Source organism: Amycolatopsis sp. lyj-346 (assembly GCF_046548975.1).
GTDB lineage: Bacteria > Actinomycetota > Actinomycetes > Mycobacteriales > Pseudonocardiaceae > Amycolatopsis.
Genome location: NZ_JAJPWT010000007.1, coordinates 403,068 through 417,487 on the forward strand (window position 1 = coordinate 403,068; position 14,420 = coordinate 417,487).

At 72.9% G+C, this 14,420-nt stretch carries 13 protein-coding genes; 10 read left to right on the forward strand and 3 right to left on the reverse strand.

Going from position 1 to position 14,420, the window contains the following annotated elements; all coding sequences use genetic code 11:
* Nucleotides 1-40 precede the first annotated feature (40 nt).
* Complete coding sequence (locus ACLJQE_RS23665) at nucleotides 41-1,822, reverse strand: ABC transporter ATP-binding protein (RefSeq protein WP_410641494.1); 1,782 nt, start codon at nucleotides 1,820-1,822, stop codon at nucleotides 41-43.
* 113 nt (nucleotides 1,823-1,935) lie between these two features.
* Here ACLJQE_RS23665 and mshB point away from each other — a divergent pair, with 113 nt between their 5' ends.
* Genes mshB through ACLJQE_RS23680 form a run of 3 tightly spaced genes read left to right on the forward strand, consistent with a single transcriptional unit; the run spans nucleotide 1,936 to nucleotide 3,939 of the window.
* Entirely contained in the window at nucleotides 1,936-2,778 is an 843-nt protein-coding gene (gene mshB / locus ACLJQE_RS23670; RefSeq protein ID WP_410641495.1) for an N-acetyl-1-D-myo-inositol-2-amino-2-deoxy-alpha-D-glucopyranoside deacetylase, read from the forward strand.
* Entirely contained in the window at nucleotides 2,775-3,167 is a 393-nt protein-coding gene (locus tag ACLJQE_RS23675; protein ID WP_410641496.1) for a hypothetical protein, read from the forward strand. Before mshB ends, ACLJQE_RS23675 begins: the two co-directional genes overlap by 4 nt.
* On the forward strand, nucleotides 3,160-3,939 hold the full coding sequence (locus tag ACLJQE_RS23680) for a hypothetical protein (RefSeq protein ID WP_410641497.1): 780 nt from the start codon (nucleotides 3,160-3,162) through the stop codon (nucleotides 3,937-3,939). Before ACLJQE_RS23675 ends, ACLJQE_RS23680 begins: the two co-directional genes overlap by 8 nt.
* Before the next feature lie 83 nt (nucleotides 3,940-4,022).
* On the opposite strand, the gene ACLJQE_RS23685 is transcribed toward ACLJQE_RS23680, so the two are convergent.
* Nucleotides 4,023-4,784, reverse strand: coding sequence for a site-2 protease family protein (locus tag ACLJQE_RS23685; RefSeq protein WP_410641532.1), 762 nt, complete (start codon nucleotides 4,782-4,784; stop codon nucleotides 4,023-4,025).
* Nucleotides 4,785-5,048: 264 nt separating this feature from the next.
* Here ACLJQE_RS23685 and ACLJQE_RS23690 point away from each other — a divergent pair, with 264 nt between their 5' ends.
* Nucleotides 5,049-5,336 (forward strand): WhiB family transcriptional regulator, encoded by a 288-nt coding sequence (locus ACLJQE_RS23690; protein WP_161790928.1) that lies wholly within the window; start codon nucleotides 5,049-5,051, stop codon nucleotides 5,334-5,336.
* A gap of 128 nt (nucleotides 5,337-5,464) precedes the next feature.
* Nucleotides 5,465-8,746, forward strand: a complete 3,282-nt coding sequence (locus ACLJQE_RS23695) for a glycosyltransferase (RefSeq protein ID WP_410641498.1) — start codon at nucleotides 5,465-5,467, stop codon at nucleotides 8,744-8,746.
* Between the two features lie 79 nt (nucleotides 8,747-8,825).
* Here ACLJQE_RS23695 and ACLJQE_RS23700 read toward each other — a convergent pair whose 3' ends face one another.
* Nucleotides 8,826-9,290, reverse strand: a complete 465-nt coding sequence (locus ACLJQE_RS23700) for a metallopeptidase family protein (protein ID WP_103341201.1) — start codon at nucleotides 9,288-9,290, stop codon at nucleotides 8,826-8,828.
* Between the two features lie 77 nt (nucleotides 9,291-9,367).
* Here ACLJQE_RS23700 and ACLJQE_RS23705 point away from each other — a divergent pair, with 77 nt between their 5' ends.
* From ACLJQE_RS23705 to manA, 5 genes are all read left to right on the forward strand, one after another.
* Complete coding sequence (locus tag ACLJQE_RS23705) at nucleotides 9,368-9,724, forward strand: DUF3499 domain-containing protein (RefSeq protein WP_285986112.1); 357 nt, start codon at nucleotides 9,368-9,370, stop codon at nucleotides 9,722-9,724.
* 81 nt (nucleotides 9,725-9,805) lie between these two features.
* Nucleotides 9,806-11,161: a phosphomannomutase/phosphoglucomutase gene (locus ACLJQE_RS23710; RefSeq protein WP_410641499.1), complete on the forward strand. Its 1,356-nt coding sequence runs from the start codon at nucleotides 9,806-9,808 to the stop codon at nucleotides 11,159-11,161.
* Nucleotides 11,162-11,244: 83 nt separating this feature from the next.
* Nucleotides 11,245-11,466 carry a Trm112 family protein gene (locus tag ACLJQE_RS23715; protein ID WP_410641500.1) on the forward strand — a complete coding sequence of 74 codons (222 nt, stop codon included), beginning with the start codon at nucleotides 11,245-11,247 and terminating at the stop codon, nucleotides 11,464-11,466.
* Nucleotides 11,450-12,544: a hypothetical protein gene (locus ACLJQE_RS23720; RefSeq protein ID WP_410641501.1), complete on the forward strand. Its 1,095-nt coding sequence runs from the start codon at nucleotides 11,450-11,452 to the stop codon at nucleotides 12,542-12,544. Before ACLJQE_RS23715 ends, ACLJQE_RS23720 begins: the two co-directional genes overlap by 17 nt.
* 54 nt (nucleotides 12,545-12,598) lie before the next feature.
* Nucleotides 12,599-13,828, forward strand: coding sequence for a mannose-6-phosphate isomerase, class I (gene manA / locus ACLJQE_RS23725; RefSeq protein ID WP_410641533.1), 1,230 nt, complete (start codon nucleotides 12,599-12,601; stop codon nucleotides 13,826-13,828).
* Nucleotides 13,829-14,420 lie beyond the last annotated feature (592 nt).

Consider the following 14,420-nt stretch of genomic DNA (forward strand, 5'->3'; position numbering starts at 1 on the left):
CCTACCTGACAGCCAGGTAGGGCCCTTCGGCGTGGGAACGTCAGTCGGCCACCGGGGCCAGCTTGCCGGCCTCCCAGGCCGCGCGGCGCTCGGCCTGCAGCACCGGGTCCGCGACCGGGGCCGCCGACAGCAGACGGCGCGTGTAGTCCTGCTGCGGCGAGTGCAGCACCTGGTCGCGGGTGCCGACCTCGACCAGCTTGCCGTGCTGCATCACCGCGACGCGGTCGGCGAGCAGGTCGACCACCGCCAGGTCGTGGCTGATGAACAGGCAGGCGAACTGCAGCGACTGCTGCAGGTCCAGGAACAGGTCCAGCACGCGGGCCTGCACCGACACGTCCAGCGCCGACGTCGGCTCGTCCGCGATGAGCAGGGCCGGGTCGAGCGACAGCGCACGGGCGATCGCCACGCGCTGGCGCTGGCCGCCCGAGAGCTCGTGCGGGTAGCGGTTCATGTAGTGCCCGCCCAGCTCGACCTTGTCGAGCAGCGAGCGCACGCGCGCCGACAGCGCCTTGCCGGACAGCACCTTGTGCAGCACCATCGGCTCGGCGATCGACTCGCCGATCGTCATCTTCGGGTCCAGCGTGGACGCCGGGTCCTGGAACACGATCGAGAAGAACCGGCGAAGCGGCCGGATCTCCTTCGCCGACATCGTCGTGATGTCCTTGCCCGCGATGGCGATCGTGCCCTGGGTCGCGCGCAGCAGGCCGACGGCGCAGCGGCCGACGGTCGACTTGCCGGAGCCGGACTCGCCGACCAGGCCGACGATCTCGCCCTTGGCGATGGTCAGCGAGACGTCGTCGACCGCGCGGTTCTTGGCCTGGCCACGGCGGCCCGGGTACTCGAGCACGAGGTTCTTGATCTCCAGGGCCGGCGCGGCCTCTTCGATCACGGCCTCGAGCTCGGCGTCGGCCAGCCGGATCTCCTCGGCGATCTTGGCCGCCTCGGTGCTGTCCGCGCCGATCCCGGCGTCGTCGAGCAGCCGGCGGCCCTCGGGGCGCTGGCCGAGCACCGGCACCGCGGCGAGCAGCCGCCGGGTGTAGTCCTCCTTCGGCGACGCGAACAGCTCGCGCACCGGCGCCTCTTCGACGATCTCGCCCTGGTACATCACGATCACGCGGTCGGCCATGTCGGCGACGACGCCCATGTCGTGGGTGATCAGCACGATCGCCGTGTCGAGGGTGTCCCGCAGCTTGCGCAGCAGGCCCAGGATCTCGGCCTGCACGGTGACGTCGAGCGCGGTGGTCGGCTCGTCGGCGATGATGACCTTCGGGTCGCACGCGATCGCCATGGCGATGACGACGCGCTGGCGCAGCCCGCCCGACAGCTGGTGCGGGTACTGCTTGAACCGCTGTTCGGGGTTCGGGATGCCGACCATGTCGAGCAGCTCGACGGCCCGCTTGTCGGCGGCGTCCTTGGCGATGTCGAGGTGCGAACGCAGGGCCTCGCGCAGCTGCCAGCCGACCGTGTAGACCGGGTTCAGCGCCGTCATCGGCTCCTGGAAGATCATCGCGACCTGGTTGCCGCGGATCTTCTGCATGTCCTTCTCTTTGAGATCCGCCAGGTTGCGCTCGCCGAGGCGCAGCTCACCGGCGATCCGGCTGGTCTTGGGCAGCAGGCCCAGCACCGACATCGACGTGACGGACTTGCCGGACCCGGACTCCCCGACCACGGCGACGATCTCGCCGGGCTGCACGTCGAACCCGATGCCCTTGACGGCGTCGACGACGCCGTCCTCGGTCTGGAACGACACGCTGAGGTCGGAAATGGACAGGACCGATCCGGACACGCCGGCGACGTCCGCCGAAGTTGCTTCAGTGCTCACCAAGATGCCCTTCGTGGGGGTACAGACGGTCACGACGCGGCGGTCGCGACTCGCGCGAGGATAACCGAGGGTGTCCCCGACGAAGGTGGGAGCACGGGAATTACGCTCAACCCGTGATCTCCCCGGTATCGCGAAGGCTGCTGTTCGTCCACGCCCATCCCGACGACGAAAGCATCACCACCGGCGCCTCGATCGCACGATACGCCGCCGAAGGCGCCGAGGTGACCGTGGTGACCTGCACGCTGGGTGAAGAGGGTGAGGTCATGGCCGACCTCGGGGAACTGGACGGGCTGCGGGCCCACGCCGCCGACCAGCTGGGCGGCTACCGCGTCACCGAGCTGATGGCCGCGTGCGCCGCGCTGGGGGTGTCGCGGCACCGTTACCTGGGCGGGCTCGGCCGGTGGCGCGACTCCGGCATGGCGGGCACGCCGTCGGCGTCGCACCCGAGGGCGTTCACCGGTGGTTCCGCCGACGAGCAGGCCGCACAGCTGGCGGAGCTCATCGACGAGGTCCGGCCCCAGGTCGTCGTCACCTACGACGCCTTCGGCGGCTACGGCCACCCCGACCACATCCGGGCCCACGAGATCACGATGGCGGCGGCACCCGGCGCGCGCTCGGTGGAGCGGGTGTTCCACACGGTGGCGTCGCGGAACGCGGTGCGCGCCGGACTGGCCGCGCTGCGTGAGCACGACCCGGTGTTCGACGTGCCGGAAGACGACGAGCTCCCCACGACGCCGGACGAAGAGATCACGACGGTGCTCGACGTCGCCGCGTACCTGCCCGCGAAGGTGGCGGCCCTGCGCGCGCACGCGACGCAGCTCGCGGTCGTCGACGACGAAGTGCCGTACTTCGCGCTGACCAACGAGATCGCCCAGCCGATCCTCGCGAAGGACTTCTTCGTGCTCGCCCACGGCCCGGGCGACGGTGCCGGGCACGACCTGTTCGGCGGGCTGTGACCGTGGAGGAGCGGCTGACGCTCGACCAGGGGCTGCTGCTCGCGCTCCTCGCCGTCGACACGGTGCTGCTCGCCCTGCTGGAGCTGTTCTTCCTGCCGCTGCGGATCGGCGTGGTGCCGGTGCCGGTGACGGTCCTCGTGGGCGCCGTCACCACGCCGTGGCTGGTGTGGACCACGGCGAAGCTGGTGCGGCCCGGGCTTTCCTGGGTACCCCTGGCGGTGTGGGTGCTCGTCGTGTTCGGGGTCGGCCTGCTCGGCCCCGGTGGTGACCTGGTCCTGATCCAGGACTGGCGGGCGTTGCTGTTGCTCGGCGCGAGTGCGCTGCCGGGTGCGATGGTGCTCGGCGGCACGCCGCGCCGGGCGGTGGGAAGGGGACCGGGACGTGGGTGAGGCGATCTCCGACCGGCAGGTCGTGGCGGTGCTGCGGCCGTTCGTGCGGGCGTGCGGGCCGATGCTGGACGCCCTGCGCGAATCCGACCCGTTCGGCCTGCAGGCGCGGGCGTCGGAGGATCTGGCCGAGGTCGAGACCGGGCTGAAGGCGAAGCTGATCCACGGGGTCACGTCGGTGAAGGTGCCCGGCACGGCGGCGTGGGCGCGGATGACGGGCTACGACCGGTCGAGCTGGTGGATGAACCGCGTCGGCCGGTTCACGGCGCTGCTGACGTCGGTCCCCGGGCTGGGTGGCGCGCTGGCCGACCGCCTGCCGGTGCAGGACACGCTGGGCGCGGCGTCGCAGGGCCTGCTGCTGTGCGCGATCGCGGGCGAGTACGGGGTGACCGACGTCGGAACCCGGGTGCGGCTCATCGCGTGGGTGCTCTTCGAGCGCGACATCGACCCGGACCTCGCGGCGGGCAAGCACGCGGAGCACGACGAAGCCGCGGAGGCGGACGAAGCGGCGAAGCTGACCGAGGAACTGAGGGCGTCGGAGAAGAAGCACGGCAAGGCCACGGTGAAGGCGGCGGGCCGCACGCTGTGGCGGCTCGGCCGCGGCCTGCTCGGCATCACGGGCGAACTGGAGAAGCGCCCGCGCGGCAACCTGTTCCACCGGGCGGTCGGCATGCTCCCGGTCGTCGGCGCGGCGGGCGACTACTTCGGGGAGCGGTCGGGCCTGCGGGTGGTCTGGAAGCGCGCGCACGTCTGGCTGACCGAACACCGCGGCTGAGGGGTCCCGCGAGTCCGGCGCAACAAGGCCGGGCACGCGCCTGCCTCGCGGTGATCATGCCCACGCGGCAGGCGCGGCAAACCTCAGTTCCAGAACTGGAACACGCTGAAGCCGATCTTCGCGCCGTCCACGTAGCCGCCGAAGGCGTTGAAGATGGCGTAGGAGCCTTCCCACAGCGCGGTGTTCGCCGGCCGGAAGAACCACAGGATCGCGAACAGGATGATCGGCGCCCACGGGCGGACGCGCGCGCCGAGCTCGCGCGCCCGCGGGGGCAGGTACGGCTCGATCGCGCCCCAGCCGTCGAGGCCCGGGATCGGGAGGATGTTGAGGAGGAACGTCACCACCTGCAGCAGCGCCAGGTAGGAAATCGCGATCACGAGCCCGCCCGCCATCGGGACCAGCGCGACCACCAGGCACAGCGCCGCGCCGACCGCGAGGTTGCTCAGCGGCCCGGCCAGCGACACCCACGACGACGTCCCGCGCGAGCGCAGGGCCCCGCGGTCGATCCAGACCGCGCCGCCCGGCAGCGGGATGCCGCCGATGATGAGGAAGATCAGCGGCAGGATGATCGACAGGACGGGATCGGTGTACTTCCGCACGTCCAGCGTCAGGTAACCCTTGTGGGCGACGCTGTAGTCACCGCCGCGGTAGGCGACCATCGCGTGCCCGAACTCGTGCAGCGACAACGACGCCACCCAGCCGGCGGCGACGAAGATCACCACGCCCGCGATGAGCAGCGGATCGCGGTCGCGGACGAAAACGGTGTTGATGTCACCGAACGCGGCCATGGCGCCACCGGCGACGGTGAGCGCGAGGATGCCGAGGAAGACCGGGCTGGGGCGCACTGCTGACTTCTGCACGTGCTCCAGTCTTCCGTATGCCCGGTGTGAAGTTACCGGCGTGTCCCCTTGCGCGATCGGGCCGGAACGTCCCCCGAACTCGCTACTCCGCTTGACCTGACCGCACTACACGGGTGTAATCACAGTGATGTCATTCGCTGCCGAGAGGGGACAGCGGGTGTCGTTTCACCACCGCCAGCCTGGGGAGTGCTAGGGAGCGAGGAGGCGGACGTGCGGTTGGAAGCCGATGGGAAGGAATGGGGGCACGTCATGAGTTGGGGCGAGATCCCGGAGCAGGCTCTGGGAGATCTCACCGAGCTCATCGATGCCACTGAAGAAGAGCAGGACTGGCAGGAACGCGCCCTGTGCGCGCAGACGGACCCGGAGGCGTTCTTCCCCGAGAAGGGCGGCTCCACCCGCGAAGCCAAGCGGATCTGCCTGGGCTGCGAGGTCAAGGACGAGTGCCTTGAGTACGCACTGGCCCACGACGAGCGCTTCGGCATCTGGGGCGGTCTGTCCGAGCGGGAGCGCCGCAAGCTGAAGAAGCGAGCTGTCTAGTGCGAATCACCGGTGATGCATTGCGTCACCGGTGATTCCACGTGGTGAACACGCGTGGGTTCACCATCGGGTGACGGGCCGGGGCCGTAGGGTGGCCGCACCGACTGCCGCCTGATCTGGAGCGTTCGTTGCCCCGCACCGCCGCGCCCGTCCCGCGCACCGCGCCCGTTCTGGCCATTGTGGTCTGTCACGACGGCGAAAACTGGCTGCCGCTGGCGCTTTCCGCGTTGCGCCGCAGCACCGTCCGGCCCCGGCACGTCCTCGCCGTGGACACCGGCTCCACCGACGCGACCCCGCGGCTGCTCGCCGAAGCCACCGAAGATCCCGGGCCGGACGCGGTGCCCGTGCTCTCCGGGGTCATCACACTGCCGGGTGAAACCGGCTTCGCGGCCGCGGTCGCCGAAGCCGTCGCGCACGCCACCGAGCGCTGGGGCGATCCCGGTTCGTGGCTGTGGCTGCTGCACGACGACTGCGCGCCCGAACCCGGCTGCCTCGAGCAACTGCTGCAGGCGGCGACGAAGGAACCGTCGGCCACCGTGCTCGGCTCGCTCGGTCTCGACTGGACCGATCCCCGGTTGATCGTCGAAGCCGGGCTGTCCACCGACGCCTCCGGTCACCGCCAGCCGGTCGCCGCGACCGGCGAGGACCCGGTGGAGGTGCTCGCCGTGCCCAGCGCGGGCTCGCTCGTGCGCCGCGACGCCTGGGACTCCCTCGGCGGCTTCGACCCCGATTTCCCGTTGCTGCGCGAGGATCTCGACTTCGGCTGGCGCGCGAACGCGGCCGGCGGCGTGGTCCTGTCCGTGCCGCTCGCGCGGGTCCGCCACGCCCGCGCCGTCACCACCGGGCGCCGGGCGGCGGACGCGCTCCCCGGCTCGCTGCCCGCCGCGAACCGGGCCCACGGGCTGCGCGTGTTCCTGGTGAACTGCTCGCCGTTTTCCTTCTGGCTCGGCATGATCCGGCTCCCGCTGCTGGCGGTGCTGCGCGCGCCGGCCTTCGTCCTGCTGCGCCGCACCGGGGAAGCGCGGGCCGAGCTCGCCGCCGCCGGGTACCTCCTCAGTGGACGCGGCGGATTGCGTGCCGCGCGAATCCGCCGACGGCGGAATCCGCGGCCGGGCACGGTTCGCGGGCTCTTCACCGGACGCGGGACCCGGCTGCGCAACGCCGTCCGCGCCGGTGTCGTCGGCTTGGTGCGCCGCGGCGTCGAGAACGACGTCGCGCTCGGCCGGGTGCCCGAGACCGTCGAGACCGAGTCGGCGTGGGTGACGCCGGAAGCGCTCGACGCCCGCGAGAACCGCCCGGTCGGCCCGGACGCGCTGCCCGCCGGCGCGCTGCGGGGAGTCAGCTCACGCGGGTCCGGACTGCGCCGGCCGGGCACGCTCGTCGCCGTCACGCTTCCGGAAACCCCGGCGCCGGCCGCCGAAGACACCTCCGAAGCCGGCGAGCCGGAACCCGCGTTCGTCTTCGTCGAGGTGAACCGCCGCCGGGTGCTGGGGGCCACGATCTTCGCGCCGCCCGTGGTCCTGCTCGTCGCGCTGACCGCGCTCGGCCTGCTCGTCAACCGCGCCCGGCTCGGCCTCGACCTCTTCGGCGGCAAGCTGCTCCCGGTCGGCGGGCTGGGGGAGCTGTGGACGTCGTACCTGACGCCGTGGCACGCGATCGCGGGCGGTACCGGCGCGCCGGCGTCGGCCACCCTGCCGGTGCTCGGCACGCTCGGTGCGGTGTTCTCGCCGATCGGCGGTCCGGCCGCGCTGGTCGCGATCCTCCTCCTCGGCGACATCCCGCTGTCGGCGCTGAGCGCGTACGCGGCGACGAGACGGCTTCGCGTGCGCCGTTGGGTCCGCGCCGTCGTCTCCGCGACGTACGCGCTGCTTCCGGCCGCGACCGCCGGCGTGGCGCAGGGCCGGCTCGACGTCGTCGTGGTGCACCTCGTGCTGCCGCTGGTGGCCGCGGGCATCGCCGGGCTGCTGGTCCGGGCGGACACGCGCTGGCTGCACGTGTCCGCGCTGTCGGCGTTCGGGGTGGCGCTGCTCGGCGCGTTTTCCCCGCTGGCGCACGGGCTCGCGCTCGCCGGGCTGCTGATCGGGTTCGTCGTGCTGCCCGCGCCGACCGGGCTGGCGCGCCGGATCGCGTCCGTGGGGATCGTGGTGCTGCTGCCGCTGGCGCTGCTGCTGCCGTGGCCGACCGTGCTGCTGAAACACCCGGAACTGCTCGTGCAGGGGCTCGGTGGGGCGGCTTCGGCGGTGTCCGGCACCGATCTGGCCGGCCTCGACCCCGGCGGGCCGGGTGCCTGGCCGATCGGCGTCGCGGTGATCGCCGCGGCACTGGTGGCGGTGGTCGTCCGGCCGACGAAGCTCGCCGCCGGCGGGCTCGCGCTCGCGGCGCTGGGCGCGGGCGGGCTGGTGCTGGTGCGGCTCGTCACCGCAGTCCCGATGCAGGGCGGCGCTCCGGCACACGGCTACGCGGGCGTGCCGCTGCTGATCGTCGGCGCCGGGCTGCTGTGGGTCGTGCTCGGCTCGTGGCAGGGCGGCGGCACGGCCGGGGTCCCGGCGACGTGGCTGCCGAAGGTGCTGGCGGTGGCCGGGGTGGCGGTGTTCCTGGCGCTGGCGGCCGGTGCGGTGGTCGTCGGCTCGCAGGGGCCGCTGCGCGCGGGCGAGCGGCCGTCGCTCGCTCCTGAGGTCGAGGCCGAGCTGACGGCGTCCGGCCGGTCGGTGCTCGACCTGGCCCCGGACGCGACCCGCCAGATCGGCGGCCGCCTCCCGCACCACGGCGACGACGAGCTGGCCCCGACGGCCGGCACGCCCGCCCGTCTGGCGGCTTGGCGCCGCGACCTGGGCCAGGGCGACGCCCCGGCCGTCCAGCGCGTGGTGGCGGCCGCCGCGGCCGCGGGCGTGCAGTACGTGGTGCTCCCGCCCGGCGTGGACCCGCAGGCGTACCCACCGCTGGCGAAGGACCTGCTCTCGGTGGCCGCCCCGACGTCCGACGGCCGCGGGGTCCTCCGCCTGCTCCCGCCGGCGGGCCAGGTGATATTGATCTCGCCGGAGCAGGCGAAAGCGGCGGTCACGGGCGGCGGCGCCCCGGGCAACGCGCCGGGGGTGGCGCCGGTCCGGGCGGACCTGCCGGACGTGCGGGTCCGCGTGTCCGACGGCCCGACGGGGCGCCTGCTGGTCCTGGCGGCGGAGCAGGAAGCGGGCTGGAAGGCCGCGGTGGGCGGCAAGGCGGTGCCGATCGTGCCGGCGTGGGGACACCAGGTGGCGGTCTCGGTACCGCCGACGTCGTCCGAGGTCACGGTGGAGTACCCGGGCACCGAACGGAACCTGCTGCTCCTGGCCCAGCTGGCAGCGGTGCTGTTCACGCTCCTGACGGCGGTCCCGGCCCGGCGGCGCCCGGAAACTGTCGGTGCTGCCCGGTAACGTAAAAACCGGGGGGCCCCTTACGCGCGCGGGTTGTGTGCTTCTGCGCGCTTCGCAGGGGCCTCAGCCGGGCCGGGAGCTACTCGCCTTCGATGACGTCCGGCTCGACGCCGAGGTAGCCGGCCACCTGCTCCACCAGGACGTCGTGGACCAGCTCCGCCAGCTCCGACGGGTCCTTCGCCCGTGCCTCCAGCGGCCGCCGGTAGAGCACGATCCGGGCCCGCGTCGGCAGTCCCGTCCGGTCGACTCCCGCCGGGACCAGCCGCGACAGCGGGACCGCGCCGTCGTGCAGGACGCCGTCCGCCGGCGAGTGGCCGTTTTCGCGGATCTCGGGCACGTCGTCGACCGCCACGTCGAGCTTCGTCAGCTCGTGGCGCCAGCGGGCTTCGATCGGCTCCAGTGCGTCGAGCACCAGTGCGTCGAACCGTTCCGCGCGGCTCGCGGCGGCGGGCAGGGTCGCCGGATACAGCGTCCCGCGCAGGCCCCGGCCGTGCCGGTCCCGCCGCGAGCGCCGCCGCTGTCGGTAATCACGAGCCGTCGCCACGTCCGGAAGTCTATGCGACTGCGGTTCAGCGCGTGTCGCGCTGGAGACCTTGCGGCGACGCGCTATCGTTTCGTTTCGTGCGGAGCGTACGGAAGTGTTCGCGTACTGGCTGTCTCGAGCCAGCTGTGGCCACGCTGACGTATGCGTACAGCGACTCCACCGCCGTCGTCGGCCCGCTGGCCACCGCCTCCGAGCCGCACTCCTACGACCTCTGCGAAGCCCACGCGCTGCGGCTGACCGTCCCCAAGGGCTGGGAAGTCGTCCGGCACGAAGGCGCCTTCGCCGCCCCGGACCCGTCGGCCGACGAACTGACCGCGCTGGCCGAGGCCGTGCGCGAGGCTGGCCGTCCCGGCAAGCCGGCGCCGCCCGCCCCGGAGCCGGAGGGCCCGTCCGGGCGCCGCGGCCACCTGCGGGTCCTGCCCGGTCGCGCCTGAACGCGTAACCCACTCACCTCGCCGGTAGGCTTTCCGCGCGGCGCAGCGGGCGCCAGTGACGACTAATCGCGGGGAGACGGCGTGCCAGACCTTTCGGGCATCGTGAAGGCCTACGACATTCGCGGCGTGGTCGGCGAGCAGCTCGACGCGGACCTCGTCCGCGACCTCGGCGCCGCGTTCGCCCTGCTCATCAAGCCGGAGGCGCCGTCGGTGGTGATCGGCCACGACATGCGCGACTCCTCGCCGGGCCTGGCGGCCGCGTTCGCCGAGGGTGTCACCTCGCAGGGGCTCGACGTGGTCAGCATCGGGCTGGCCAGCACCGACCAGCTGTACTTCGCGTCGGGTTCGCTGAACATGCCGGGCGCGATGTTCACCGCCAGCCACAACCCGGCCAAGTACAACGGCATCAAGCTGTGCCGCGCGGGCGCTTCCCCGGTCGGCCAGGACACCGGGCTGGCCGAGATCCGCGACACCGTCGAGCAGGGCGTGCCCGGCTTCGAGGGCCAGCGCGGCTCGGTCACCGAGCGGGACGTCCTCGCCGACTACGCCGCCTACCTGCGCAACCTCGTCGACCTGTCCGGCAGCCGGCCGCTGAAGATCGTGGTCGACGCCGGGAACGGCATGGGCGGGCACACCGTCCCGACGGTCTTCGACGGGCTCCCGATCGACGTCATCCCGATGTACTTCGAGCTCGACGGCAGCTTCCCGAACCACGAAGCCAACCCGCTGGACCCGGCGAACATCGTCGACCTGCAGGCCAAGGTGCGCGAGGTCGGCGCGGACGCCGGCATCGCCTTCGACGGCGACGCCGACCGCTGCTTCATCGTCGACGAGCGCGGCGAGCCGGTTTCGCCGAGCGCGATCACCGCGCTGGTCGCCGTCCGCGAGCTGGCCAAGGACCCGGGCGGCACGATCATCCACAACCTGATCACGTCCAAGGGCGTGCCGGAGATCGTCGCCGAGCACGGCGGCAAGCCGGTCCGCACCCGGGTCGGCCACTCGTTCATCAAGGCCGAGATGGCCCGCACCGGCGCGATCTTCGGTGGCGAGCACTCCGCGCACTACTACTTCCGCGACTTCTGGCGCGCCGACACCGGCATGCTGGCGGCGCTGCACGTCCTCGCCGCGCTCGGCGAGCAGACCGGCCCGCTGTCCGAGCTGACCAGCGCGTACTCGCGTTACGCGGCCTCGGGGGAGATCAACTCCACGGTCGACGACCAGGTCGCGAAGATGATGGCGGTCAAGGACTCCTTCGGCACCCGCTCCGGCGTCGAGCTCGACGAGCTGGACGGCCTGACCGTGCAGCTGCCGGGCGGTGCCTGGTTCAACCTGCGCCCGTCGAACACCGAGCCGCTGCTCCGGCTGAACGTCGAGGCGGCGAACGCCGAGGCCGTGCGGGGGCTGGTGGACGAAGTGCTCGCGATCATCCGCAACTGACCCGTCCCGATGAAGGCGCGCCGGGGCCGAACTGTGTCCTGAAGTGCTCTTCACCACAGTCCCCCGCGTGGTATGGAGGAACCATGGCCATCACGCTCGACGCCCAGCTCCTCGAGATCTTGGCGTGCCCGTCGCCCGATCACGCCCCGCTCCGGCCGGGCGCGCCGGACGACCCCGAGGCCGACGCGCTGACGTGCACGGAATGCGGCCGCGTGTACCCGGTCCGTGACGGCATCCCGGTGCTGCTCCTGGACGAGGCGGCCCTGCCCGGGGAACACGGGAAACCCGATGCCGACAGTGCTTGACGACACGCTGCTCGACGACCCCGCGCGGCTGGCCGAGGCCGACAGCTCGGGGTTGCTCCGTGCTGCCGCGATGGCCGGCGCCCAGGTGCGGGCGGCCGCCGAGCTGGCCGCGGAGCTGGAGCTGTCCGAGCGGCTCGACATGGGCCGCCCGCGCGCCGTCGTGCTGATCGACCGGCCCGGGGTGAGCCGCACGCTCACGCGGCTGCTGGCCGCCCTCCTGGCGCCGTCGTGCCCGGTTCCGGTGGTCGTCGCCGAGGTGGTGCCGAGCTGGATCGGCGCGCTCGACGTCGTGTTCGCGCACACCGACGACCCCGGTGACCGCGAGCTCGCCGCGTCGCTGGAGCGCGCCGCCCGGTACGGCGCCTCGGTGGTGCTTTCGGCGCCGTCGGAAGGTCCGGTGGCGGCCGCCGTGGCCGGCAAGGGCATCCTCTTGGCGCCGCGGATCCCGGTGCCGGCGGAGCTGGCGTTCCCCCGCGGCCTGGCCGCGGGGCTGCTCACCGCGAACGCGCTGGGCCTGCTGATGTCCGACGTCCAGGCGCTCGCCGACCAGCTGGACCTCGAAGCCGGGAAGGACTACCTGGCCCGGGATTCGTTCGAGAACCCGGCCAAGGCGCTCGCCCTGCGGGTGGCCGACCGCGTGCCGCTGCTGTGGGGGCTGGACCCGGTCGCGGTCGCCGTCGGCGAACACGCTGCGCACGCGTTCGCCGCCCACGCGGCCACGGTGTGCGACGTCGAGGACTATCGTCAGGCCCTGGCGCGCCCCGCATTGCGGCGGGCGGCGCAATCGGGTGGCGCGGAGCGTGACATCTTCGCCGATCCGGACGATTCCTCTGGTGACATCCCCACCCGGCTGCTGCTGCTCTCGGTGCGCACCGGTCCGGCCACGGACGCGGCGCGCTTCCAGGCCGAGGATCTGCTGCCCGGTGCGGACGTCATCGCGCCGGCCGAGGAGATCGAGGCCGACGAAATCGTGCGGGCCGCGGTGCTGGCACTGCGGTTCGAACTGGCGGCGGTCTATCTCGGGCTGGCGGCGGGCAGCATCGGCGGCGCTGGCCGCTTCGCGCCCGCGACGGCGTGAGACCCGCCTAGCACCGGCCCCGGCCGGTGCCGAAGGAGTGGAGTTGAGGTGACAGTGGAGCTGCTGCGCAACGCGGTGCGGCCCTACGCCTGGGGATCGCGGACGGCGATCCCCGAGCTGCTGGGCCGTCCGGTACCCGCGCCGCACCCCGAGGCCGAACTGTGGATGGGTGCCCACCCGGGCGACCCGTCACACGTGATCGGCCCCGACGGGACCGAGCGAAGCCTGCTCGAGCTGGTGGACGCCGACCCGGTGACCCAGCTCGGCGAGCGCTGCGCGAAGCGGTGGGGCGGGCGGCTCCCGTTCCTGTTGAAGATCCTCGCGGCGGAGGAGCCGCTGTCGATGCAGGCGCACCCGTCGGCGGCCCAGGCCGCGGAGGGGCACGCCCGCGAGGAGCGGCTGGGCATCCCGCGTGACGCGGCGAACCGCAACTACCCGGACCCGACGGCGAAGCCGGAGCTGGTCTGCGCGCTGACGGAGTTCCACGCGCTGGCCGGGTTCCGCACCCCGGACCGCACGGTGAAGCTGCTGAAGGCGATCGAGACGCCGGGGCTGGCGAAGTACACCGGGCTGCTGGAGGCCCAGCCGGACCCGGACGGGCTGCGGGCGCTGTTCACGACGTGGATCACGCTGCCGCAGCCGTCGCTCGACTCGCTGTTGCCGGAGGTGCTCGACGCGTGCGTCCGGCACGTCCAGGAGCACGGCGAGTTCGCGGTCGAGTGCCGGACGATCCTGGAGCTGGGTGAGACGCACCCGCGTGACGCGGGCGTGCTGGCGGCGTTGCTGCTGAACCGCCTGACGCTGCGCGCGGGCGAGGCGATCTACCTGCCGGCCGGCAACCTGCACCTGTACCTCCACGGGACGGCCGTGGAGATCCTGGCGAACTCGGACAACATCCTGCGCTGCGGCCTGACGCCCAAGCACGTGGACGTCCCGGAGCTGCTGCGGGTGGTCGACTTCGCGTACGGCGAGATGCCGGTCCAGTGCGGTGACGACGGCGGCCGCATGGCGGTGTACCGCACGGACGCGCCGGAGTTCGAGCTGTCGCGCGTGGAGTGGGCGGCCGGCCAGGACGACGAGATTTCGGTCGACAGCGTGGGACCCCAGATCCTGCTGTGCACGGCAGGCGAGCTGCTGGTGACGGCGGACGACGGCGAGAAGGTCGAGCTGCGAAGGGGCCAGTCGGTGTGGCTCCCGGCGGTGGACCCGCCGGTCCGCGTACGCGCGCTGGGCAGCGACCGGGCCCAGCTCTTCCGCGCGACGGCAGGCACCTGCGAGGACTGACCCGGCTGGGTTGCCTCACGCACCCAGGCACGGCTCACATCCCCAGCCGCTCGGCCGCCGTGCCTGGCGAGGTTCGCTGGCGTACCCCAGTCGGTCGGCTCGCGTACCCGAAGGGTCGGCTTGCGTGCCTGCAGGGTCGGTTGGCGTACCTGACCGGTCGGCTGGCGTGTCAGACGGGCGGCTCGCGCGCCTGCGTCCGGCTCCTCGAGCCGACGGTCCAGGTACGCGAGCCGACTGTGCAGGTACGTGAGCCGACGGTCCGGGGACGGGCGGGTTGTGGTTTCTGTGTGCGTTCCGTGTGGCGGCGTCCGCCACGATCTACACCAAGGGGGGACCCTGGTGCGCTGATGCGCGCCGCCGGGGTCCGCTGGGGGTGACGCCGGTCGGATCCGCCCGGCGTCCGTGGGCTTGGGTGGTGCCGCGAGGGGGCGGCACCACCTCGGCGGCCATCCCGGCCGGCGGGGCGAGGCGAGTGGTGCAGTGAGGGGGCCGCACCCCGCCTCGCCCGGCAGGCCGGTTCGGCGAGGGCTATCCGCCGGGCGGGCTCGGTGTGGGGAACCGGCGGGCCAGGTTGGTGAGGGTCCGTGGGGCC

Bases quoted from the DNA above. Each gene is read 5' to 3' on its own strand.
- ACLJQE_RS23715 (WP_410641500.1), top strand. From the start codon at position 11,245: ATGGCCATCACGCTCGACGCCCAGCTCCTCGAGATCTTGGCGTGCCCG.
- ACLJQE_RS23720 (WP_410641501.1), top strand. From the start codon at position 11,450: ATGCCGACAGTGCTTGACGACACGCTGCTCGACGACCCCGCGCGGCTG.
- ACLJQE_RS23690 (WP_161790928.1), top strand. From the start codon at position 5,049: ATGAGTTGGGGCGAGATCCCGGAGCAGGCTCTGGGAGATCTCACCGAG.